The following is an 18,738-nucleotide window of genomic DNA, read 5'->3' on the forward strand; positions in this document are numbered from 1 at the left end:
CCGTGGCGGCCACCCGGATATCCGGCCGCGTCCTACGTCCTCACCGCGCCCCGTCGAGCACCCCGACCGCGGCCTTCGCGACCGACTCCACCCGCTCGATCCCCGTCGCCATCGTCCGCTGCCCGGCGGAGAGCACCGCCACCAGGTAGGTGTGCCCCTGGGCCTTCACCTGCCCGATGCTGTTGATGTCCCACAGCCCGGTGGCGCTCCGTGGCATCCACCCGTTCTTCAGCGCCCAGTCGCTGCCCGCCGCGGACACCCCCCAATGCTGATCGGCCGCCACGTTCCGCATCAGCCTCTGCAGGTACGCACGGGAGTCATCGGTCAGCTCCGAGTGCGTACCGAACACCGTCTTCAGCAGCACCAGCTGATCCGCCGCCGTGGTCTGGGTCAGTCCCCACGCCGCCGCGGCGGCCGTGCTGGTCAGGCCGAACCGCGTGTTGGCCGCGTCGAGCCCGGCCGCCCCGCCGATCGCCTGCATCAGCGCGGTCGCGGCGGCGTTGTCGCTGTTCTCGATCATGGTGACGGCGCGGCCGCGTTCGTAGCCGGTGAGCTCCCGCCCCTGGTCCTGGGCCCGGAGCAGCAGCGCGGCGAGGATGTCGACCTTGACGATGCTCGCGGTGGCGTACGTCCGGTTCCCGTACACCGCACCGGCCCCGCCTGCGGTGTCCAGCACCGCGACCGACACCCTGGAGTCACCGGCCAGTGGTGCCACGGCCGCGGCCAGCTCCGCGTCCAGATCCACCTCGGGCTCCTCGCTCGTCACTGCCGGAGCCGGCGGGGCCGGAGCCGGCGGGGCCGCGGCCGGTGATACGGAGGCGATGGCGCCGGGCCCCGGATCCGATCCCCGGCCCACCAGATACATGCCGCCCGCGGCGGAACCGGCCAGCAGGAACACGGCCGTCACGGAAGCGGACAGTGCGGACGTACGCATCTTCGTACTTATCTTCGGTATCGGCAGGGGCATGGAACCGGACGTTAGGAAGGGCACCTGGCCGTGAGCTGTGGTCCACCTGAGGGCTTCGTGAGAAACCGCACCGACTACGCTCACCCTGTGGCGCAGAAGAACATTCCGGACTCCGGTTACTCCGACGACGATGGCACGGCCGACCCCGTACTGACCGCGGCACTCGCCGCCTGGGCCGAGGACCGTACGGCCATCGGCCCAGTCCTCGAAGCGCTGAAGGGCGCCCGCCTCCTGGTTCCCGTGGTCGCCGTCCTCGGGGAAGTGGAGGAGGACGACACCGGGTTGCGCCGGGAGAAGACCAGTGACATGGCCGTGCCCACCCTCCAGGCCGGGGACCGCCGCGCCCTGCCCGCCTTCACCTCGACCGCCTCGCTGGCGCGCTGGGACCCGCAGGCCCGCCCCGTCGCCGTGCCCCTGCACCAGGCACTGCAGGCCGCCGCGCACGAGAAGGCGGACACGGTGGTGCTCGATCTCGCCGGTCCCGTCGCGTTCGAGCTGACCGGCTCCGCGCTGCTCGCGCTCGCCGAGGGCCGCACCAGCGCCGACCCGCTGGACGACCCTGCGGTCACCTCCGCGGTACGCGGGGCGGTCGCCGCCGAACCCGCGGTGGTCCGCGCCCACCTCGTCCCGGGCCGGGCCGGCGGCACCCTTGCCCTGGTCCTGGCGCCCGACGCGGCCCCTGCCGAGGCGGCCCGCCGGGTTGCGGAATCCCTGGCCGCCGACGAGGTGCTGCGTGCCCGGCTGGTGCGGGGCCTGGACCTGGCGCTGCTTCCGGCCGACGCGATCACACCGGGTGAGCCGTTCTTCGCACGCTGATCACCCGACCGGCCCGCGAACGACCGTGAGGCCCCTGCCCGGACGGGCAGGGGCCTCACGGTCGTCGAAAGGAGGAAAGCGGAAGGAGGGGCGGGGGGTGGCCTCAGCCGAAGACGGGGCCGGTGTACTTCTCGCCGGGGCCCTGGCCCGGCTCGTCCGCAACGAGCGACGCCTCGCGGAAGGCCAGCTGCAGCGACTTCAGACCGTCCCGCAGCGGCGCCGCGTGGAACGAGCTGATCTCGGTGGTGCTCGCGTCCAGCAGGCCGGCCAGCGCGTGGACCAGCTTGCGGGCCTCGTCGAGGTCCTTGTGCTTGTCGCCGTCCTCGGTCAGGCCGAGCTTCACGGCGGCGGCGCTCATCAGATTGACGGCGACCGTCACGATCACCTCGACCGCGGGGACCTCCGCGATGTCGCGGGCCATGTCGTCGAAGCCGGGGGTTTCACTGCTGGGGGTCGCGTCACTCATGAGGCATACGATAGGCCCACGCCTGCCGGCCCCCGTCCGCGGGAGCTTCACGAGCCGTCACCCCCGCGCGGGTTCGCACCACCCCGGGGGAGCTGCTAACCTGGTGTAACGACCGGCTGGGCATCTATGTGCTCGGCCCGCAAGTGGAGGCTCCGATCTCCCACCTGACCATCCTCCGGGACGGCAGGTCACCGGTCAGGTGGCGCCCATCGTTCCGTACGGACGATGGAGCCGCCCGATGCGCCCCGCGGTTGACCGCGGCGGTGTTCCGGTTTTCCAGGAGCCCCGCCTGTGTCCCGTCCGGGGCATTTTTGATGCACTCGTGCGGTTGGTCTCACGAAACAGACGTTACGTGGCTGTCCGCCAGACGGCCGCGTGGTGCTACCGAGGAGGATCCATCAGCGCCGAGCCCCGCATCAACGACCGGATTCGCGTTCCCGAGGTGCGACTTGTCGGTCCCAGCGGCGAGCAGGTCGGGATTGTTCCGCTTGCCAAGGCCCTGGAACTCGCACAGGAGTACGACCTCGACCTGGTCGAGGTGGCGGCGACCGCCCGTCCGCCCGTGTGCAAGCTCATGGACTACGGGAAGTTCAAGTACGAGTCGGCCATGAAGGCCCGTGAGGCGCGCAAGAACCAGGCGCACACGGTCATCAAGGAGATGAAGCTCCGGCCGAAGATCGACCCGCACGACTATGACACCAAGAAGGGTCACGTCGTTCGGTTCCTCAAGCAGGGCGACAAGGTCAAGATCACGATCATGTTCCGTGGTCGTGAGCAGTCCCGCCCTGAGCTGGGCTTCCGACTGCTCCAGCGTCTCGCTTCGGACGTCGAGGAACTCGGCTTCATCGAGTCCAACCCGAAGCAGGACGGCCGGAACATGATCATGGTTCTGGGCCCGCACAAGAAGAAGACCGAAGCCATGGCCGAGGCCCGTGAGGCCCAGGCCGCTCGCAAGGCGGAGCGTCAGGGTTACACCCCCGACGCCGAGGCTGCGGAAGAGACTGCCGAGGCCCCGGCCGAAGCGCAGTCCGAGGCTTCGGCCGATACATCTTCCGAGGCGTGACCTCAGGGGGCGCCATCCAGGCGGCCCCGGGTCCCCCCGGAATTCCCACCAAGATCTGACGCCCCTGTTGTCCGGTGCCCGCACCGCGAGGGGCGCCACTGACGAGGAGAGAACGGCGCGATGCCGAAGAACAAGACGCACAGCGGTGCCAGCAAGCGCTTCAAGATCACCGGCTCCGGCAAGGTGCTCCGCGAGAGGGCCGGCAAGCGCCACCTGCTCGAGCACAAGTCGTCCAAGAAGACCCGCTCGCTGACCGGCACGGTCGTCGTGGCTCCGGCCGACGCCAAGAAGATCAAGAAGCTTCTCGGCAAGTGAGGCCCGGCCTCCGGTGAATCCGGGGGCGCGACCTCTGTCACACCGGGACCAATTCGTTTCCGGGCCGTGTGAGTCCAACCACGGCCCCGCTACAAGGAGTTAACAAGTGGCACGCGTCAAGCGGGCAGTCAACGCCCACAAGAAGCGCCGGGCAATCCTCGAGGCCGCCAGCGGTTACCGCGGTCAGCGCTCGCGCCTGTACCGCAAGGCCAAGGAGCAGGTCACCCACTCCCTGGTCTACAACTACAACGACCGCAAGAAGCGCAAGGGCGACTTCCGTCAGCTGTGGATCCAGCGCATCAACGCCGCTGCCCGCCAGAACGGCATGACGTACAACCGCCTCATCCAGGGTCTGAAGGCCGCCAACATCGAGGTGGACCGCAAGATCCTGGCCGAGCTCGCGGTCAACGACGCCAACGCGTTCGCCGCCCTCGTCGAGGTTGCCCAGAAGGCCCTCCCGAGCGATGTCAACGCCCCGAAGGCTGCCTGATCCAGGGCACACTTCTTGGTTTTTGAGCCGGACCCGCAGGCGCTCGCCGTCTGCGGGTCCGGTGCGTTGGACGACATGTTCCGTACCTCCGCCTCATCCGTACCTCCGCACGCAGAGAGGCCCGCCGCCGACCATGGGCACCCCCGAACTGATCTCCCCGCGATCGCCGCGTGTCGCCGCCGCCCGGCGCCTTGCCAGGCGCAACTTCCGCGGCAAGGAGCGACGGTTCATCGCCGAGGGGCCACAGGCCGTGCGCGAGGCCGCCGAGCACCGCGGCAGCGACGGTCAGCCGACGCTGCTGGAGCTCTTCGCCACCGTCGAGGCGGCCGAGCGGTACGCCGGCATCGTCGACGCCGCCCACGCGGCCGGCGCCCGGGTGCACCTCGCCGACGGCGACACGCTCGCCGATGTGTCGCAGACCGTCACCCCACAGGGCCTGATCGGTGTCTGCCGGTTCCTCGACTCGCCGTTCGAGTCCATCCTCGCGGCGAAGCCCACCCTGGTCGCCGTCCTCGCCCACGTACGCGACCCCGGGAACGCCGGTACGGTGCTGCGCTGCGCCGACGCCGCAGGCGCCGACGCCGTCGTTCTCACGGACGCCTCCGTGGACCTGTACAACCCCAAGTCCGTGCGTGCGTCCGTCGGTTCGCTCTTCCATCTGCCGGTCGCCGTCGGTGTACCGGTGGAACAGGCCGTGCAGGGGCTGCGGGACGCGGGTGTACGGATCCTCGCCGCCGACGGCGCGGGCGACGACGACCTCGACGACGAGCTCGACGCGGGCACCATGGGCGGGCCGACGGCCTGGGTCTTCGGCAACGAGGCCTGGGGCCTGCCCGAGGAGACCAGGGCGCTCGCCGACGCCGTCGTACGGGTGCCGATCCACGGTAAGGCGGAGAGCCTCAACCTCGCCACCGCCGCGGCCGTCTGTCTGTACGCCTCGGCGCGCGCCCAGCGCCCCCGCCGCACCACCGGCTGACCGCCCCGCACTCCCCGGCCCGTACCCCGCCGCCCGGCGCATCGCAGCGGTGCGCTCCCACAGGGTGTCGCTCTGTCACCGACGACTAGTAGGGTGACGAACTCGGGGGCCCACTGCACCGGTTCGAGAGGTGGGGTACGGGAATATGGCAGTCGGCATGAGCAGGCCGCGCGCGTCGCACATCGACCGCGCGGACAGCACCGCGGCCGTCACCACGGCCTCGGACGCGGACGGAGCCATCCACCCCGACGACCTTCCCGACGGCCTCGTCATCGCCGACGAGACGGGCCGGGTCATCTGCTTCAATTCCGCCGCCGCCCGGATCACCGCCGTCCCCCGGGCCGCCGCTCTCGGCCGCCCGCTGGAACACGCACTGCCGCTGGAGGACCTGAAGGGCCGCCGCTGGTGGGCGCTGACGGATCCGTACGGCGGCCTCGCCACCCGGGTCGGACAGCCCGAGCGGAATCTGCTGCTCCCCGGCGGTCGTGAGGTCCTGGTCTCCGCCCGGTACGTACGCGAGCACCCCACCGGGCCCGTACGCCGGCTGGTGATCAGCCTGCGCGGCACCGAGGCCCGCCGCCGCACCGAGCGCAGCCACGCCGAACTGATCGCGACCGTCGCCCATGAGCTGCGCTCCCCGCTGACCTCCGTCAAGGGCTTCACCGCGACCCTGCTCGCCAAGTGGGAGCGGTTCACCGACGACCAGAAGCGGCTGATGCTGGAGACCGTCGACGCCGACGCCAACCGCGTCACCCGGCTCATCGCCGAACTGCTCGACATCTCCCGGATCGACTCGGGACGCCTGGAGCTGCGCCGCCAGCCGGTCGATCTCTCCGCCGCCGTCGAACGGCACATCCAGGCCCTCACCGCGACCGGTCTGGCCCCCGACCGCTTCCTCGTCCGTACCCGGCAGCCGCTGCCCACGGTATGGGCCGACCCGGACAAGGTCGACCAGGTGCTGGGAAACCTGCTGGAAAACGCGGTGCGCCACGGCGAGGGAACCGTCACCATTGAGGTCGCACCCGCGACGAGCGACGAGAAGGGAACGGCCGTCACCGTGAGCGACGAAGGCCCCGGCATCCCCGAGGAGTCGATGGGCCGTGTCTTCACCCGCTTCTGGCGCGGGAGCAAGCGTGGCGGGACGGGCCTGGGCCTCTACATCGTCAAGGGCATCGTGGAGGCGCACGGCGGCACGATCACGGTCGGCCGCGGCCCCGGCGGCGGCGCCGAGTTCCGATTTATTCTGCCCGTGGGGGCACCGGCCTACCTGGCCTGAGCAGCCCGCGGGCTTCTTCGATCCCTCGCGGCCCTTTAGACTCGACCCTTGGCACCTTTGTGTCCTCCAGTCGTCGAGCGGGGCCACGGGGGTCCGGGGTATCCCCCGGTAAGAGCAGTATCAGCCAATCGGAAGCACGGGAAGAGATGTCGGCACCGAACAAGTCGTACGACCCAGTCGAGGTCGAGGCACTGAAACCGGAAGAGATCGAGCGCATGCGGGACGAGGCGTTCGCCGCCTTCGCCGCCGCGGGCGACCTCGACGCGCTCGCCCAGGCGAAGACCGCGCACACCGGTGGTACCTCGCCCCTGTCGCTCGCCAACCGGGAGATCGGCGCCCTGCCGCCCCAGGCCAAGGCCGAGGCGGGCAAGCGCGTGGGCCAGGCCCGCGGCGCCGTGAGCAAGGCCCTCGCCGCCCGTCAGACGGAGCTGGAGGCCGAGCGGGACACCCGTGTGCTGGTCGAGGAGGCGGTGGACGTCACGCTGCCGTACGACCGCACTCCGGCCGGCGCCCGCCACCCGCTGACGACCATCATGGAGCGCGTCGCGGACGTCTTCGTGGCCATGGGCTACGAGATCGCGGAGGGCCCCGAGGTCGAGGCGGAGTGGTTCAACTTCGACGCCCTGAACTTCGTGCCCGACCACCCGGCCCGGCAGATGCAGGACACCTTCTTCGTCCAGGGCACGACGCCCGACGAGAAGCCGACCACGGGCGACGAGTCCGGCATCGTGCTGCGCACGCACACCTCGCCGGTCCAGGCCCGCACACTGCTCGACCGGGAGCCGCCCGTCTACGTCGTCTGCCCCGGCCGGGTCTACCGGACCGACGAGCTCGACGCGACGCACACCCCGGTCTTCCACCAGATCGAGCTGCTCGCCGTCGACGAGGGCCTCACCATGGCCGACCTCAAGGGCACCCTCGACCACATGGTCCAGGCGCTCTTCGGCCCGGACATGAAGACCCGGCTCCGGCCGAACTTCTTCCCGTTCACCGAGCCGTCCGCCGAGATGGACATGGTCTGCTACGTCTGCCGCGGCGAGTCCGTCGGCAACCCGGACCGCCCCTGCCGCACCTGCGGCAGCGAGGGCTGGATCGAGCTCGGCGGCTGCGGCATGGTCAACCCCAAGGTGCTCATCGCCTGCGGTGTCGACCCCCAGAAGTACAGCGGATTCGCCTTCGGGTTCGGTATCGAGCGGATGCTGATGTTCCGCCACAACGTCGAAGACATGCGAGACATGGTCGAGGGTGACGTCCGGTTCACCCGGCCGTTCGGGATGGAGATCTGATGCGCGTCCCGCTTTCCTGGCTGCGGGAGTACGTCGACCTGCCGGCGACGGAGACCGGCCGTGACGTACAGGCCCAGCTCGTCGCCGTCGGTCTCGAAGTCGAGACCGTCGAGCAGATCGGCGCCGGCCTCAAGGGCCCCCTCGTCGTCGGACAGGTACTGACCATCGAGGAGCTGGAGGGCTTCAAGAAGCCCATCCGCTTCTGCACCGTCGACGTCGGCTCCGCCAACGGCACCGGTGAGCCGCAGGAGATCGTCTGCGGAGCCCGTAACTTCGCCGTCGGCGACAAGGTCGTCGTGGTCCTCCCGGGCGCCGTGCTGCCCGGCGACTTCGCGATCGCCGCACGCAAGACGTACGGCAGGACCTCGCACGGCATGATCTGCTCCACCGACGAGCTCGGTATGGGCGACGACGGTACGCACGGCATCATCGTGCTGCCGCCGGAGCACGAGGTCGGCACCGACGCGATCGAGCTGCTCGAGCTCGTCGACGAGGTCCTCGACATCGCCGTCACACCCGACCGCGGCTACTGCCTCTCCATGCGGGGCGTGGCCCGCGAGACCGCCATCGCGTACGGGCTGCCGCTGCGCGACCCGGCGCTCCTGGACGTCCCCACGCCGAATGCGTTCGGCTACCCGGTGAAGGTCGACGACCCGATCGGCTGCGACAGGTTCACCGCGCGCACCGTCGTCGGTCTGGAGCCCGAGGCACGCTCCCCGATCTGGCTGCAGCGCAGGCTGCAGAAGGCCGGGATGCGCCCCATCTCGCTCGCCGTCGACATCACCAACTACGTGATGCTGGAGCTCGGCCAGCCGCTGCACGCCTACGACCGCACCCGCGTCGACGGGCCGATCGGGGTGCGCCGCGCCCAGCAGGGCGAAAAGCTCACCACGCTCGACGGCACGGTCCGCGTCCTCGACGCCGAGGACCTGGTCATCACCGACAACCGCGGGCCGATCGGCCTCGCGGGCGTCATGGGCGGCGCCAACACGGAGATCGCCGACGTCCAGAACGGTGAGAACAGCACGACCGAGGTCGTCATCGAGGCCGCGCACTTCGACGCGATCTCGATCGCCCGGACCGCGCGCCGCCACAAGCTGTCCTCCGAGGCGTCCAAGCGCTTCGAGCGCGGCATCGATCCGCAGGCCGCGGCCGCTGCCGCGCAGCGCACCGTCGACCTGCTCGTGCTGCTCGCCGGCGGCACCGCCGAGGCCGGTGTCACCGCGATCACGACCCCGTCCGCGCCCCGCACCATCGCGATGCCCGCGGACCACCCCGACCGGGTGGCCGGGGTCGTCTACGGCCGCGAGACCGTCGTACGCCGTCTCCAGCAGGTCGGCTGCGACGTCTACGGGCAGGACGAGCTCCTCGTCACCGGGCCGTCCTGGCGGCCCGACCTGAGCGAGCCGAACGATCTCGCCGAAGAGGTCATCCGGCTGGAGGGGTACGAGAACCTTCCGTCCACCCTGCCGACGCCGCCGTCCGGCCGCGGGCTCACCGACCGCCAGCGGCTGTACCGCAGGGTCGGCCGGGCGCTCGCCGGAGCCGGTTATGTCGAGGCGCTGAACTACCCGTTCATCGGCGACGCCGTGCTCGACCAGCTCGGACTCGACGCCGACGACGCCCGCCGCCGTACGGTCAAGCTCGTCAACCCGCTCTCCGACGAGGAGCCTGCGCTGCGCACCACGCTGCTGCCGGGCCTGCTCGGCGCACTGCGGCGCAACGACGGCCGCGGCAGCCACGACCTCGCGCTCTTCGAGACCGGTCTGGTCTTCAGGCCGACCGGCAACGAGACGAAGGCCGTACGGCTGCCCGTCGACCGCCGTCCCACCGACGACGAGATCGCCGGACTCAATGCCGCACTGCCGCGTCAGCCGCGCCGCGCCGCGGTCGTCCTGGCGGGCGCCCGCGAGCAGGCCGGCTGGTGGGGCAAGGGCCGCCCGGCCGACTGGGCGGACTCCATCGAGGCCGCCCGCGCGATCGCCCGTGAGGCGGGCGTCGAGCTGACCGTCCGCAGTGACCAGCACGCGCCGTGGCACCCCGGCCGCTGCGCCGCGCTGTTCGTGACGGTGGCCGGCGAGGAGACCCTCGTCGGCCACGCCGGTGAGCTGCACCCGCGTGTCGTCAAGGAGCTCCATCTGCCGGAGCGGACCTGCGCCATGGAGGTCGAGCTCGACCTCCTGGAGCAGGCCGTCGACGGTGCGCTCCAGGCGCCGCGGATCTCCACCTTCCCGGTGGCGACCCAGGACGTCGCGCTGATCGTCGCGCAGGACGTGCCCGCCACCGCGGTGGAGCAGGCGCTGCGTGCCGGCGCGGGTGAACTCCTCGAATCGCTGCGGCTGTTCGACGTCTTCACCGGCGAGCAGATCGGCGAGGGCAAGAAGTCGCTGGCGTACGCGCTGCGGTTCCGGGCCCCGGACCGCACGCTGACCGTCGACGAGGCCACGGCCGCCCGCGATGCGGCGGTCGCCCTGGCCGCCGAGCAGACCGGCGCGGTGCTGCGCGGAGCGTAGTACGCCGACGGTGACCGGCCGGCAGGTGCGCGCGCCCTTTGGGGTGCGAGGGCCGGACGGACGTGACGGCAAGAGGTGAGGAGGGGGCGTATCCGGTGGCCGGATACGCCCCCTCCTTCTGTGCTCGCAGAACGGCGGGGGACCGCACGCGGGCCCCGTCCCGGCCCGGGGGAACCCGGTTCCGGTACGGCCCCGCAGCCACCCTCCGATCAGTGGGCAGTGGGTCGTGCGATCCGGCGCCGCCCGCGCTGCCACGGAGTGTCGGGCAGGTCGGCAGGGCGAACGGCGCGGGTGCGGGTCGTCGACTGTACGAGGGGGAGCAGACGACCCGGCCGCCTCTTGCGAGGCGACTGATTCAACCGATCAGCGGCCCGGCGCAACAGAGTGCGCAGCGGGACGGTTCGGGCATTCCGTTCACACCCCGTGTGAAACGTGCTCCACTGGGGCGACACGTCTCAAGGCGTGTCCGGCGGAGGAGGGGCAATGGAGCCCAACATTCTGCTCGAGGCCCTGATCGACGAGGCGGGCGTCTCCCGGGCGGGCCTCGCCGCGCACATCAACCGGGCCGGGTGCGCCCGAGGGCTGTCCCTGCGGTACGAACACACTGCCGTGGCGCGCTGGTTGAAGGGCCAGCGCCCGCGCGGCCGGGTGCCCGACCTGATCTGTGAGGTGCTCGGCGACCGGCTCCACCGGCCGGTTTCGCTCGACGACATCGGCATGGCGTGCCCCGGCGGCAGCTCACCCGTGCCGGCTTCCACGCTCACCGGGTTCGTCGAGCGGGCCACCGCGCTGTGGCGCTCCGACGAACAGCAGCGCCCGCACGTCCTCGCCTCGGCGGCCGTCACCGGCACGACGGCGGTGATGCCCGTCTGGGAGTGGGAGAACCCGCCGGAGGACGCCGATGTCTCCCGTGCCGGTACGACCCGCGTCCTCCCGGCCGACATAGCGATGCTGCGTGCGGCCCGTTCCCACTACGAACTGATGTACCGCAGGGCAGGCGGCATCGCGACCCGTTCCCGCATCGTCGGCTTCCTCAACGCCGAGACCGCCCCACTGCTGCGCGGCGGCTACAGCGATGCGCTGGGCCGCCAGCTGCACCGGGCGACCGGCGGGCTGGTGGCCGTCGCGGGCATCTGCGCCTACGACTCCGACGCGCACGGTCTTGCCCAGCGCTACTTCCACCAGGCGCTGCGCCTGGCCAAGGCGAGCGGGGACCGGGGGCTCGGCGGGTATGTGATCGCCCTGCTCGTCAACCAGTCACTGTTCCTGGCGGAGTACCGGCAGTCCGTCGCGTTCGCGGAAGCGGCGCTGCGGGCCGCGGGCCGGGACGTCACACCCGCGCTGGCCGCCGATCTGTACGCGATGCAGGCCAAGGCGTACGCCCATCTCGGCGACGGCCACAACGCCCTGGAGTGCATCCGGCGCGCCGAGTCCGAGGCCGGGCACATCCGTCCCGGGCACGAGCCCGACGAGACGGGGTACGTCGAGCCGGGCCTGGTCAATGTGCAGGTGGCCGAGGCGCTGCTCCGCCTCGGCGATCTGCCGGGGGCGCGGGAACACGCCGCCGCGGCGGTACGGACCCCGGCGCACGACCGGGGCCGCGTGCACCGGCTGGCCATACTGACCCATATCGAGCTGCGGCAGGGGGAGGCGGACCGGGCGGCCGGCACGGCGGCCGAAATGGCGGAACGGGTCCGGGGGATGGAGTCGCAGCGGCTCCGGGACCGGCTGCGGGCGGTGCGCAAGGACCTGATCGCGAGCGGCTGCGCCGATGCGGAGCGGGCCGCCGAACTCATCGAAGGGGCGCTGCGCGTACCGCTCTGAGCGTTCCCCTCCGAGGCTGCTCCTGCTGCGATGTTGCCACCAACGTGTCGGAAGGTGGCAGAACTGTGCAGTGGACGAATCTGAACGAACAAACGGTGTATGAAAACCGCTGGTTCCGGGTCAATCTGGCGGACGTCGAACTCCCCGACGGCCGCCACCTCGACCACTACCTCGTGCGGCTGCGACCCGTCGCCGTGGCAACCGTCGTCAACGAGGCCAATGAGGTACTCCTGCTGTGGCGGCACCGGTTCATCACCGACAGCTGGGGGTGGGAACTGGCCGCGGGCGTCGTCGAGGACGGCGAGGACATCGCCGCCGCGGCCGCCCGGGAGATGGAGGAGGAGACCGGCTGGCGCCCCGGCCCGCTGCGGCCGCTGCTGACGGTGGAGCCGTCGAACGGACTCACCGACGCCCGGCATCACCTCTACTGGGCGGAGGAGGCCAGCTGGACGGGCCATCCGCAGGACGACTTCGAGTCGTCGCGGCGCGAGTGGATACCGCTCAAGCTGGTGCCCGACATGATCGCCCGGGGCGAGGTCCCGGCCGCCAACATGGTGGCCGGGCTGATGATGCTCCATCACTTACGGCTGGGGTGAGCCCGGACCGCCGCTCGGACGGGACCCGGGCTCCGTGACAGCCACGCACGCGGGGCCGGCCGGGCACCCCTGGCCGGCCCCGTGCGGCCCCATCAGCGGTCAGGAGTACGGGTAGAAGCCCGAGCCCGTCTTGCGGCCGAGCCGGCCCGCGTCCACCATCCGCTGGAGCAGCGGGGGAGCGGCGTACAGCGGTTCCTTGAACTCGGCGTACATCGAGTCGGCGACCGAGGCCACGGTGTCCAGACCGATCAGGTCGGAGAGCTTCAGCGGGCCCATCGGGTGGGCGCAGCCGAGCTCCATGCCGTTGTCGATGTCCTCGCGGCTGGCGATGCCCGACTCGAACATCCGGATCGCGGAGAGCAGATACGGGATCAGCAGTGCGTTGACGACGAAGCCGGAGCGGTCCTGGGCGCGGATCGGGTGCTTGCCGAGCACGTCCTGCACCAGGGCCTCGGCCCGCTTGACCGTCTCGTCGGACGTGGTCAGCGCGGGGATCAGCTCGACGAGCTTCTGCACCGGGGCCGGGTTGAAGAAGTGGATGCCGACGACCTGGTCCGGACGGGAGGTCGCCACGGCCAGCTTCACCAGCGGGATGGACGAGGTGTTGGAGGCCAAGATCGCGTCCCGCCGGGTCACCACCTGGTCGAGCACCTGGAAGATCTCGGTCTTGACCTGCTCGTTCTCCACGACGGCCTCGATGACGAGATCGCGATCCGCGAACTCGCCGAGGTCGGTGGTGAAGCTGAGGCGGCCGAGTGTCTCGTCGCGCTCCGCCTCAGTGATCTTGCCGCGTTCGGCGGCCTTGGAGAGGGAGTTGTGGAGCCGGGTGCGACCGATCTCCAGCGCCTCGCCGGTGGTCTCGGCCACCTTGACCTCGAGGCCGCTGCGGGCGCACACCTCCGCGATGCCTGCGCCCATCTGGCCACAGCCCACCACTCCGACGCGTGCAATGTCGGCCATAGAGTCCGTCACCTCGTGCCTTTCGCTGATCTCCGTTCGGCGGACACCCGTCTGATTCCGGGTCGCGCCTCGACCCCCCGACGTTACTCCGCGGCCTACGGGTCATGACGGGCCGGGGCGGGCATGCTCAGCGTTACGCCCGGATACCAGGGTGACGGACGAGGACACAGAGACGGTAGGTGGCAACGGAATGCGGCAAATCGCCCGAAGAGGCTTTGTGGCGGGTGCGGCCGGAGTGGTCGCGGGGGTGGTGGCCGGAACGGCCGGGGCGGGTGCGGCCGTCGCCGTACCGCAGACTGTTCCGGCGGCCCGGCCAGGTGCGTCGTCCGGCCAGGCGGCCCGCTCACACGCCGCCAGGCGCGAGCTGCGCGGCATGTGGGTCGCCACCGTCGCCAACATCGACTGGCCGTCGGCGCCCGGCCTGACGGCGGCGGAGCAGCAGGCCGAGCTGATCGCCTACCTCGACCAGGCAGTCGACCGGCGGCTGAACGCCGTGATCCTCCAGGTGCGGCCGACCGCCGACGCGCTCTGGCCGTCGCCCTACGAGCCGTGGGCCCAGTACCTCACCGGGGTCCAGGGCCAGGACCCCGGCTGGGACCCGCTGGGCACCGCTGTCCGCGAGGCGCACCGGCGCGGCCTCGAACTGCACGCCTGGTTCAACCCGTACCGGGTCGCCAACCACACCGACCCGTCCCGGCTGATCCCCACCCACCCCGCACGTCTGCATCCCGACTGGGTCCTGCCGTACGGCGGGAAGCTCTACTACAACCCCGGACTGCCCGAGGTCCGCCGCTTCGTCCAGGACGCGATGCTCGACGCGGTCCGCCGCTACGACATCGACGCCGTCCACTGGGACGACTACTTCTACCCGTACCCGGTCGCCGGACAGGTCTTCGACGACGACGCCACGTACGCGAAGTACGGCGCGGACTTCCCGGACAAGGCCGCCTGGCGCCGCGACAACACCGACAAGCTGGTGCGCGAGACGGCGGAGCGGATCAAGAAGATCAACAAGAACGTCCGCTTCGGGATCAGCCCGTTCGGAGTCTGGCGCAACGTCGCGACCGACCCGCTGGGCTCGGACACCAGGGCAGGTGTGCAGACCTACGACGATCTGCACGCGGACACCCGCGGCTGGATCAAGAAGGGCTGGATCGACTACATCTGCCCGCAGGTCTACTGGAACATCGGCTTCGCCGCCGCGGACTACGCCAAGCTGCTGCCCTGGTGGGACGAGGTCGTACGGGGCACCGGCGTCGATCTCTTCGTCGGCGAGGCGCTCTACAAGGCCGGCGACCCGGCCCAGCCCGCCGCCTGGCAGGACCCTGCCGAGCTCTCCCGCCATCTCGATTTCGCCGCCGCCTACGACGGGGTCCGCGGCCATGTCTACTTCTCCGGGAAGGACGTCGTGACCGACCGGATCGGCACGATGGCTCACGTGGTCGCCGACCACTATCGACACAGGGTGCGCCCTCCTCGCTGACCCGAGGGGCCGGAGGGGAGCGCACCTGGCTGTGGTTGCGGTCGGGGATGGTCCGCCCGGGGGCCCTACGGGGTCTCCGGGCCCCGGTGCCGGACCACGGTGTGCTGGACGACGGTGTCAGGACCTGGTGAAACCAGGTGTTCGTGTCCGTCGTCGGAGCGGACGCGGTACGGGGGAGCGCCCCCGTCACCGAGCACTTCGACGATCTCTGCGACCCTGTCGGGCTGGCCCACGGTCCTGCCGTGCGTCAGCAGCCGGTCGCCCGGGTGTGCCTCCATCGGGAGTGACCTCCTCACGGGTGGCGGTCCTTGTCGACAAGTCTATGACCGGACGCCCGCGTGCACCGGACGGACTACCGCCGGGCCCCCGACCGCTGGGTGGCCGCGATGCAGACCAGCACGGCCACCGCCGCCAATGGCGCGGCCGCCGAGACCTCCTCGCCGAGCAGCAGGAACGACCACACCAGGGTCAGCAGCGGCTGCGCGAGCTGAAGCTGACTGGCCCGCGGAACACCGATCTCCGCCATGCCGCGGTACCAGACGTAGAGGCCGACGAAGGTGGAGCCCACCGCCACCCACACCAGGCCGATGATCCCGTGGGCGGTCGGCCGAACCGGCTCGAAGGAGAGCGCGACCGCCGCGCCCGCCACCATCAGCGGCGCCGCGAGGATCAGCGCCCAGCCGATCACCTGCCACCCCGGCATCACCGCCGCCAGCCTGCCACCCTCCGTGTATCCCGCCGCGCACACCAGCAGCGCGCCGAAAAGATACAGATCGCCCGCGGACAGCGCGCCGCCGCTCTGCTGCACGGTGAAGGCAATGACCACGGCCGCCCCGGCCAGCGCCGCGATCCAGAAGGCACGCGGCGGACGCGTCCCGGTCCGCAGCGACGAGAACACCGCCGTGGTCAGCGGCAGCAGTCCCACCACGACCGCCGCGTGCGACGACGTGGAGGTCTGCAGGGCCAGCGTCGTCAGTAGCGGGAAGCCCACCACCACGCCGCCCGCGACGACCGCGAGCCCGCTCCAGTGGCGGCGGTCCGGCACCGGGACCCGTCCGGCCAGGAGCACGCCGCCCGCGATCAGTGCGGCGAGCAGGCTGCGCAGGGTCACCAGCGACCAGGGTCCGAAGCTCTCCAGCCCCCAGACGGTGGACGGAAACGTCAGTGAGAAGGCGACGACGCCGAGCCCGGCGAGAAGAGTGCCGCTCCTGCCGGTCGGCGGGACAATCGCTATCGATGCAGGGTGGGTAGCGCTATCCTGTGTTGTCATGCAAGAGCGTAACAGCGTCACCGGGCTGGCCAGTTCCCTCCGTGGCGAGCTGAACCGCTACTCACCCGGTGGGAAGCTGCCGTCGAGTCGGGCCCTCGTGGAGCGCTTCCGGGTCAGCCCCGTGACCGTCTCCCGGGCCATCGCGCAGCTCGCCGCCGAGGGGCTTGTCGTCACCCGCCCCGGCTCCGGCGCCTTCCGGGCGCAGCCCCGTACCGACGTGCCCCCGCCCGGCGACACCTCCTGGCAGGAGATCTCCCTCAACGGTGACGGGGGCCCCGAGTCCGTGCCGCGTACCGTCGACGCGTCCGGTGTCCTGGTCACGCTCACCGCACCGCCGCCCGGTGTCATCGAACTGAACGGCGGCTACCTCCACCCCACGCTCCAGCCCGAACGGGCACTCGCCGCCGCCCTCGCCCGGGCCGGCCGCCGCCCCGGCGCCTGGGGCCGCCCGCCCACCGACGGCCTCACCGAACTGCGCGCCTGGTTCGCCCGCGAGATCGGGCCCTCGCTCACCGCTGCCGATGTGCTGATCACCGCGGGTGGCCAGAGCGCCCTGACCACCGCCCTGCGCGCCCTCGCCCCGCCCGGCGCCCCCGTCCTCGTCGAATCGCCCACCTACCCGGGCATGCTGGCGGCCGCCCGCGCCACCGGACTGCGGCCGGTCCCGGTGCCGGTCGACGCCGACGGGGTGCGACCCGAACTGCTCGCCGCCGCCTTCCGGGCCACCGGCGCCCGTGTCTTCGTGTGCCAGCCGCTCTTCCAGAACCCGACCGGTGCGGTCCTCGCTCCGGGCCGGCGCGGCGAGGTCGTCCGGATCGCCCGCGAGGCGGGGGCCTTCGTCGTCGAGGACGACTTCGCCCGCCGGCTCGTCCACGACGACGCGGGCCCGTTGCCGGCGCCCCTCGCAGCCGACGACCCCGACGGCGTCGTCGTGCATGTCTGCTCCCTCACCAAGGTCACCTCGCCCAGCCTGCGGGTGGGAGCGCTGGCCGCCCGTGGCCCGGTACTGGAACGGCTGCGCGCCCTCCAGGTCGTCGACAGCTTCTTCGTCCCCCGCCCGCTCCAGGAAGCGGCTCTGGAACTGGTCGGCTCTCCGGCCTGGGGACACCATCTGCGGTCCGTATCGGCCGAGTTGAAGAACCGGCGGACCGCCATGACGGCCGCGCTGCGGCTGGAACTGCCCGACTTCCAGCTCCCGCACGTCCCCGCGGGCGGCGGCAGTCTCTGGCTGCGGCTGCCCGACGCCGAAACCGGCCCGGACGAAGTGGCGCTCGTCTCGGCAGCCCTGTGCGCGGGCGTCGCGATCGCACCGGGCCGTCCCTACTACTGCGCCGAACCCCCGTCCGCCCAGGTGCGGTTGAGCTTCGCCGCGGTCGCCGGAGCGGGCGAGATCACCGAGGGCGTACGGCGGCTGCGCGCCGCCTGCGACAAGCTCTTCGCCGCCCCCGGCCCGCACCACCTATCCTCCGGACATGACTGACATCCCCCGGCAGCGTTACGAGATCTCGTCCGATCCGGCCCGGCTGGACCCGGCCCGGATCCACCACTGGCTCTCCACCGACGCCTACTGGGCCCTCGGCCGTACCCGCGAGAAGCAGGACCTGGCCATCGCCGGATCGCTCAACTTCGGTGCGTACGACACCACTTCGGGGGAGCAGGTCGGCTATGCCCGGGTGGTGACGGACCATGCCACCTTCGCCTGGCTCTGTGATGTGTACGTCGAGCGGCCGGCCCGCGGTCACGGTCTCGGCACCCGGCTCGCCGCCGCCGTGCGCGACCACCTCGCCCCGACCGGCATCCGCAGGCTCACGCTCGCCACCGACGACGCCCACGGGGTCTACGAGAGAGTCGGGTTCAAGCCGCTGCGGAACCCCGAGAAGTGGATGTACCTCCGGCTCGACGCCCTCGGATCCGTCTGACGAGGCTCCCCCTTGACCTGGGCGGCGTTCCGCTCCACGATCTCCGCCATGAGTGTTCGAGTCTCGCTCGTCGCCGCGGCGCGCAGCTCCTCTCTGCTCGCCGAGCGATTCGACGACGACCGGCCGCTCGACCAGGCCGGCTGGCACGAGGTGCAGCTCGCCGCGCAGGCCCTGGTGCCCCTGGGCGCCGCCGAACTGCGCTACTGCTCACCGACGGCACGCAGCCGCGCCACCGGGGAGGCGCTCGGCTACGCCCCCATGGCCCAACCGGCCCTGCGCGACTGCGACATGGGCCGCTGGCGCGGCTTGACCCTGCATGAGGTGGCGGCCCGTGAACCGGCCGCGATGGATGCCTGGCTCGCCGACCCGCGCTCCGCCCCGCACGGCGGCGAACCACTGCTCGCATTCATCACACGGATAGGGCCCGGCTTCCACAGTTCGGCGGGGTTTCGGTGGGTCAGGTCGGGGATCGATGCTGGTCAGCGCGTTGCGGCTAGCGGCACGGGCTGAAAATGCCT

18 protein-coding genes and 1 pseudogene are annotated in these 18,738 nt (G+C 71.4%); 14 read left to right on the plus strand and 5 right to left on the minus strand.

The window, feature by feature from the left end; genetic code table 11:
- Nucleotides 1-40: 40 nt before the first annotated feature.
- Nucleotides 41-967, minus strand: coding sequence for a serine hydrolase (locus tag ABZV38_RS03925; protein ID WP_356324238.1), 927 nt, complete (start codon nucleotides 965-967; stop codon nucleotides 41-43).
- Between the two features lie 87 nt (nucleotides 968-1,054).
- Here ABZV38_RS03925 and ABZV38_RS03930 point away from each other — a divergent pair, with 87 nt between their 5' ends.
- Nucleotides 1,055-1,783 carry an SseB family protein gene (locus ABZV38_RS03930; protein ID WP_356324241.1) on the plus strand — a complete coding sequence of 243 codons (729 nt, stop codon included), beginning with the start codon at nucleotides 1,055-1,057 and terminating at the stop codon, nucleotides 1,781-1,783.
- Between the two features lie 103 nt (nucleotides 1,784-1,886).
- Here ABZV38_RS03930 and ABZV38_RS03935 read toward each other — a convergent pair whose 3' ends face one another.
- Nucleotides 1,887-2,249 (minus strand): DUF1844 domain-containing protein, encoded by a 363-nt coding sequence (locus ABZV38_RS03935; RefSeq protein WP_356324243.1) that lies wholly within the window; start codon nucleotides 2,247-2,249, stop codon nucleotides 1,887-1,889.
- Between the two features lie 352 nt (nucleotides 2,250-2,601).
- Between ABZV38_RS03935 and infC the strand changes: the two genes are divergently transcribed.
- From infC to ABZV38_RS03980, 9 genes are all read left to right on the plus strand, one after another.
- Nucleotides 2,602-3,312, plus strand: coding sequence for a translation initiation factor IF-3 (gene infC, locus ABZV38_RS03940; RefSeq protein WP_356324245.1), 711 nt, complete (start codon nucleotides 2,602-2,604; stop codon nucleotides 3,310-3,312).
- A gap of 120 nt (nucleotides 3,313-3,432) precedes the next feature.
- Nucleotides 3,433-3,627 (plus strand): 50S ribosomal protein L35, encoded by a 195-nt coding sequence (gene rpmI / locus ABZV38_RS03945; RefSeq protein WP_003970213.1) that lies wholly within the window; start codon nucleotides 3,433-3,435, stop codon nucleotides 3,625-3,627.
- A gap of 106 nt (nucleotides 3,628-3,733) precedes the next feature.
- A complete protein-coding gene (rplT, locus tag ABZV38_RS03950; protein WP_003970214.1) occupies nucleotides 3,734-4,117 on the plus strand; it encodes a 50S ribosomal protein L20 in 384 nt (127 codons plus the stop codon).
- Nucleotides 4,118-4,250: 133 nt separating this feature from the next.
- Nucleotides 4,251-5,093: an RNA methyltransferase gene (locus ABZV38_RS03955; protein WP_356324247.1), complete on the plus strand. Its 843-nt coding sequence runs from the start codon at nucleotides 4,251-4,253 to the stop codon at nucleotides 5,091-5,093.
- A gap of 145 nt (nucleotides 5,094-5,238) precedes the next feature.
- Nucleotides 5,239-6,369 carry an ATP-binding protein gene (locus ABZV38_RS03960; protein WP_356324249.1) on the plus strand — a complete coding sequence of 377 codons (1,131 nt, stop codon included), beginning with the start codon at nucleotides 5,239-5,241 and terminating at the stop codon, nucleotides 6,367-6,369.
- A gap of 146 nt (nucleotides 6,370-6,515) precedes the next feature.
- On the plus strand, nucleotides 6,516-7,655 hold the full coding sequence (gene pheS, locus ABZV38_RS03965; protein ID WP_356324251.1) for a phenylalanine--tRNA ligase subunit alpha: 1,140 nt from the start codon (nucleotides 6,516-6,518) through the stop codon (nucleotides 7,653-7,655).
- Nucleotides 7,655-10,168, plus strand: coding sequence for a phenylalanine--tRNA ligase subunit beta (gene pheT / locus ABZV38_RS03970; RefSeq protein ID WP_356324253.1), 2,514 nt, complete (start codon nucleotides 7,655-7,657; stop codon nucleotides 10,166-10,168). Before pheS ends, pheT begins: the two co-directional genes overlap by 1 nt.
- Nucleotides 10,169-10,651: 483 nt before the next feature.
- Entirely contained in the window at nucleotides 10,652-11,992 is a 1,341-nt protein-coding gene (locus ABZV38_RS03975; RefSeq protein WP_356324255.1) for a transcriptional regulator, read from the plus strand.
- A 65-nt stretch (nucleotides 11,993-12,057) separates the two neighbouring features.
- Entirely contained in the window at nucleotides 12,058-12,588 is a 531-nt protein-coding gene (locus ABZV38_RS03980; RefSeq protein WP_356324256.1) for an NUDIX domain-containing protein, read from the plus strand.
- Between the two features lie 99 nt (nucleotides 12,589-12,687).
- On the opposite strand, the gene ABZV38_RS03985 is transcribed toward ABZV38_RS03980, so the two are convergent.
- On the minus strand, nucleotides 12,688-13,548 hold the full coding sequence (locus tag ABZV38_RS03985; RefSeq protein ID WP_356324258.1) for a 3-hydroxybutyryl-CoA dehydrogenase: 861 nt from the start codon (nucleotides 13,546-13,548) through the stop codon (nucleotides 12,688-12,690).
- 190 nt (nucleotides 13,549-13,738) lie between these two features.
- On the opposite strand from ABZV38_RS03985, the gene ABZV38_RS03990 reads away from it, so the two are divergent.
- Nucleotides 13,739-15,031 (plus strand): family 10 glycosylhydrolase, encoded by a 1,293-nt coding sequence (locus ABZV38_RS03990; RefSeq protein ID WP_356324261.1) that lies wholly within the window; start codon nucleotides 13,739-13,741, stop codon nucleotides 15,029-15,031.
- 65 nt (nucleotides 15,032-15,096) lie between these two features.
- Here the strand turns inward: ABZV38_RS03990 and ABZV38_RS03995 are convergent, their stop codons facing one another.
- Together ABZV38_RS03995 and ABZV38_RS04000 are read right to left on the minus strand one after the other, a co-directional pair.
- Complete coding sequence (locus tag ABZV38_RS03995; RefSeq protein WP_356324263.1) at nucleotides 15,097-15,309, minus strand: DUF1918 domain-containing protein; 213 nt, start codon at nucleotides 15,307-15,309, stop codon at nucleotides 15,097-15,099.
- 74 nt (nucleotides 15,310-15,383) lie between these two features.
- Complete coding sequence (locus ABZV38_RS04000; RefSeq protein ID WP_356324265.1) at nucleotides 15,384-16,301, minus strand: DMT family transporter; 918 nt, start codon at nucleotides 16,299-16,301, stop codon at nucleotides 15,384-15,386.
- On the opposite strand from ABZV38_RS04000, the gene ABZV38_RS04005 reads away from it, so the two are divergent.
- The 3 genes and pseudogenes from ABZV38_RS04005 to ABZV38_RS04015 form a co-directional block, all read left to right on the plus strand.
- Nucleotides 16,300-17,781 (plus strand): PLP-dependent aminotransferase family protein, encoded by a 1,482-nt coding sequence (locus tag ABZV38_RS04005; RefSeq protein WP_356324267.1) that lies wholly within the window; start codon nucleotides 16,300-16,302, stop codon nucleotides 17,779-17,781. The two genes, ABZV38_RS04000 and ABZV38_RS04005, sit on opposite strands and share 2 nt — an antisense overlap.
- Nucleotides 17,774-18,220 (plus strand): GNAT family N-acetyltransferase, encoded by a 447-nt coding sequence (locus ABZV38_RS04010; RefSeq protein ID WP_356324269.1) that lies wholly within the window; start codon nucleotides 17,774-17,776, stop codon nucleotides 18,218-18,220. The genes ABZV38_RS04005 and ABZV38_RS04010 overlap by 8 nt, the downstream gene beginning before the upstream one ends.
- A 48-nt stretch (nucleotides 18,221-18,268) precedes the next feature.
- A pseudogene (locus ABZV38_RS04015) lies at nucleotides 18,269-18,643 on the plus strand (histidine phosphatase family protein); the annotation flags it as partial.
- Between the last annotated feature and the right edge of the window lie 95 nt (nucleotides 18,644-18,738).

Origin of the sequence: Streptomyces sp. NPDC005181 (genome assembly GCF_040608395.1) — a bacterium.
Lineage (GTDB): Bacteria > Actinomycetota > Actinomycetes > Streptomycetales > Streptomycetaceae > Streptomyces.

Excerpts from the sequence above, each read along its gene's own strand:
- ABZV38_RS03925 (WP_356324238.1), bottom strand. The coding sequence starts at position 967 with ATGCCCCTGCCGATACCGAAGATAAGTACGAAGATGCGTACGTCCGCA.
- ABZV38_RS03935 (WP_356324243.1), bottom strand. The coding sequence starts at position 2,249 with ATGAGTGACGCGACCCCCAGCAGTGAAACCCCCGGCTTCGACGACATG.
- rpmI (WP_003970213.1), top strand. The coding sequence starts at position 3,433 with ATGCCGAAGAACAAGACGCACAGCGGTGCCAGCAAGCGCTTCAAGATC.
- ABZV38_RS03955 (WP_356324247.1), top strand. The coding sequence starts at position 4,251 with ATGGGCACCCCCGAACTGATCTCCCCGCGATCGCCGCGTGTCGCCGCC.
- ABZV38_RS03960 (WP_356324249.1), top strand. The coding sequence starts at position 5,239 with ATGGCAGTCGGCATGAGCAGGCCGCGCGCGTCGCACATCGACCGCGCG.
- pheS (WP_356324251.1), top strand. The coding sequence starts at position 6,516 with ATGTCGGCACCGAACAAGTCGTACGACCCAGTCGAGGTCGAGGCACTG.
- pheT (WP_356324253.1), top strand. The coding sequence starts at position 7,655 with ATGCGCGTCCCGCTTTCCTGGCTGCGGGAGTACGTCGACCTGCCGGCG.
- ABZV38_RS03975 (WP_356324255.1), top strand. The coding sequence starts at position 10,652 with ATGGAGCCCAACATTCTGCTCGAGGCCCTGATCGACGAGGCGGGCGTC.
- ABZV38_RS03985 (WP_356324258.1), bottom strand. The coding sequence starts at position 13,548 with ATGGCCGACATTGCACGCGTCGGAGTGGTGGGCTGTGGCCAGATGGGC.
- ABZV38_RS03990 (WP_356324261.1), top strand. The coding sequence starts at position 13,739 with ATGCGGCAAATCGCCCGAAGAGGCTTTGTGGCGGGTGCGGCCGGAGTG.
- ABZV38_RS03995 (WP_356324263.1), bottom strand. The coding sequence starts at position 15,309 with ATGGAGGCACACCCGGGCGACCGGCTGCTGACGCACGGCAGGACCGTG.
- ABZV38_RS04005 (WP_356324267.1), top strand. The coding sequence starts at position 16,300 with ATGCAAGAGCGTAACAGCGTCACCGGGCTGGCCAGTTCCCTCCGTGGC.
- ABZV38_RS04000 (WP_356324265.1), bottom strand. The coding sequence starts at position 16,301 with ATGACAACACAGGATAGCGCTACCCACCCTGCATCGATAGCGATTGTC.
- ABZV38_RS04010 (WP_356324269.1), top strand. The coding sequence starts at position 17,774 with ATGACTGACATCCCCCGGCAGCGTTACGAGATCTCGTCCGATCCGGCC.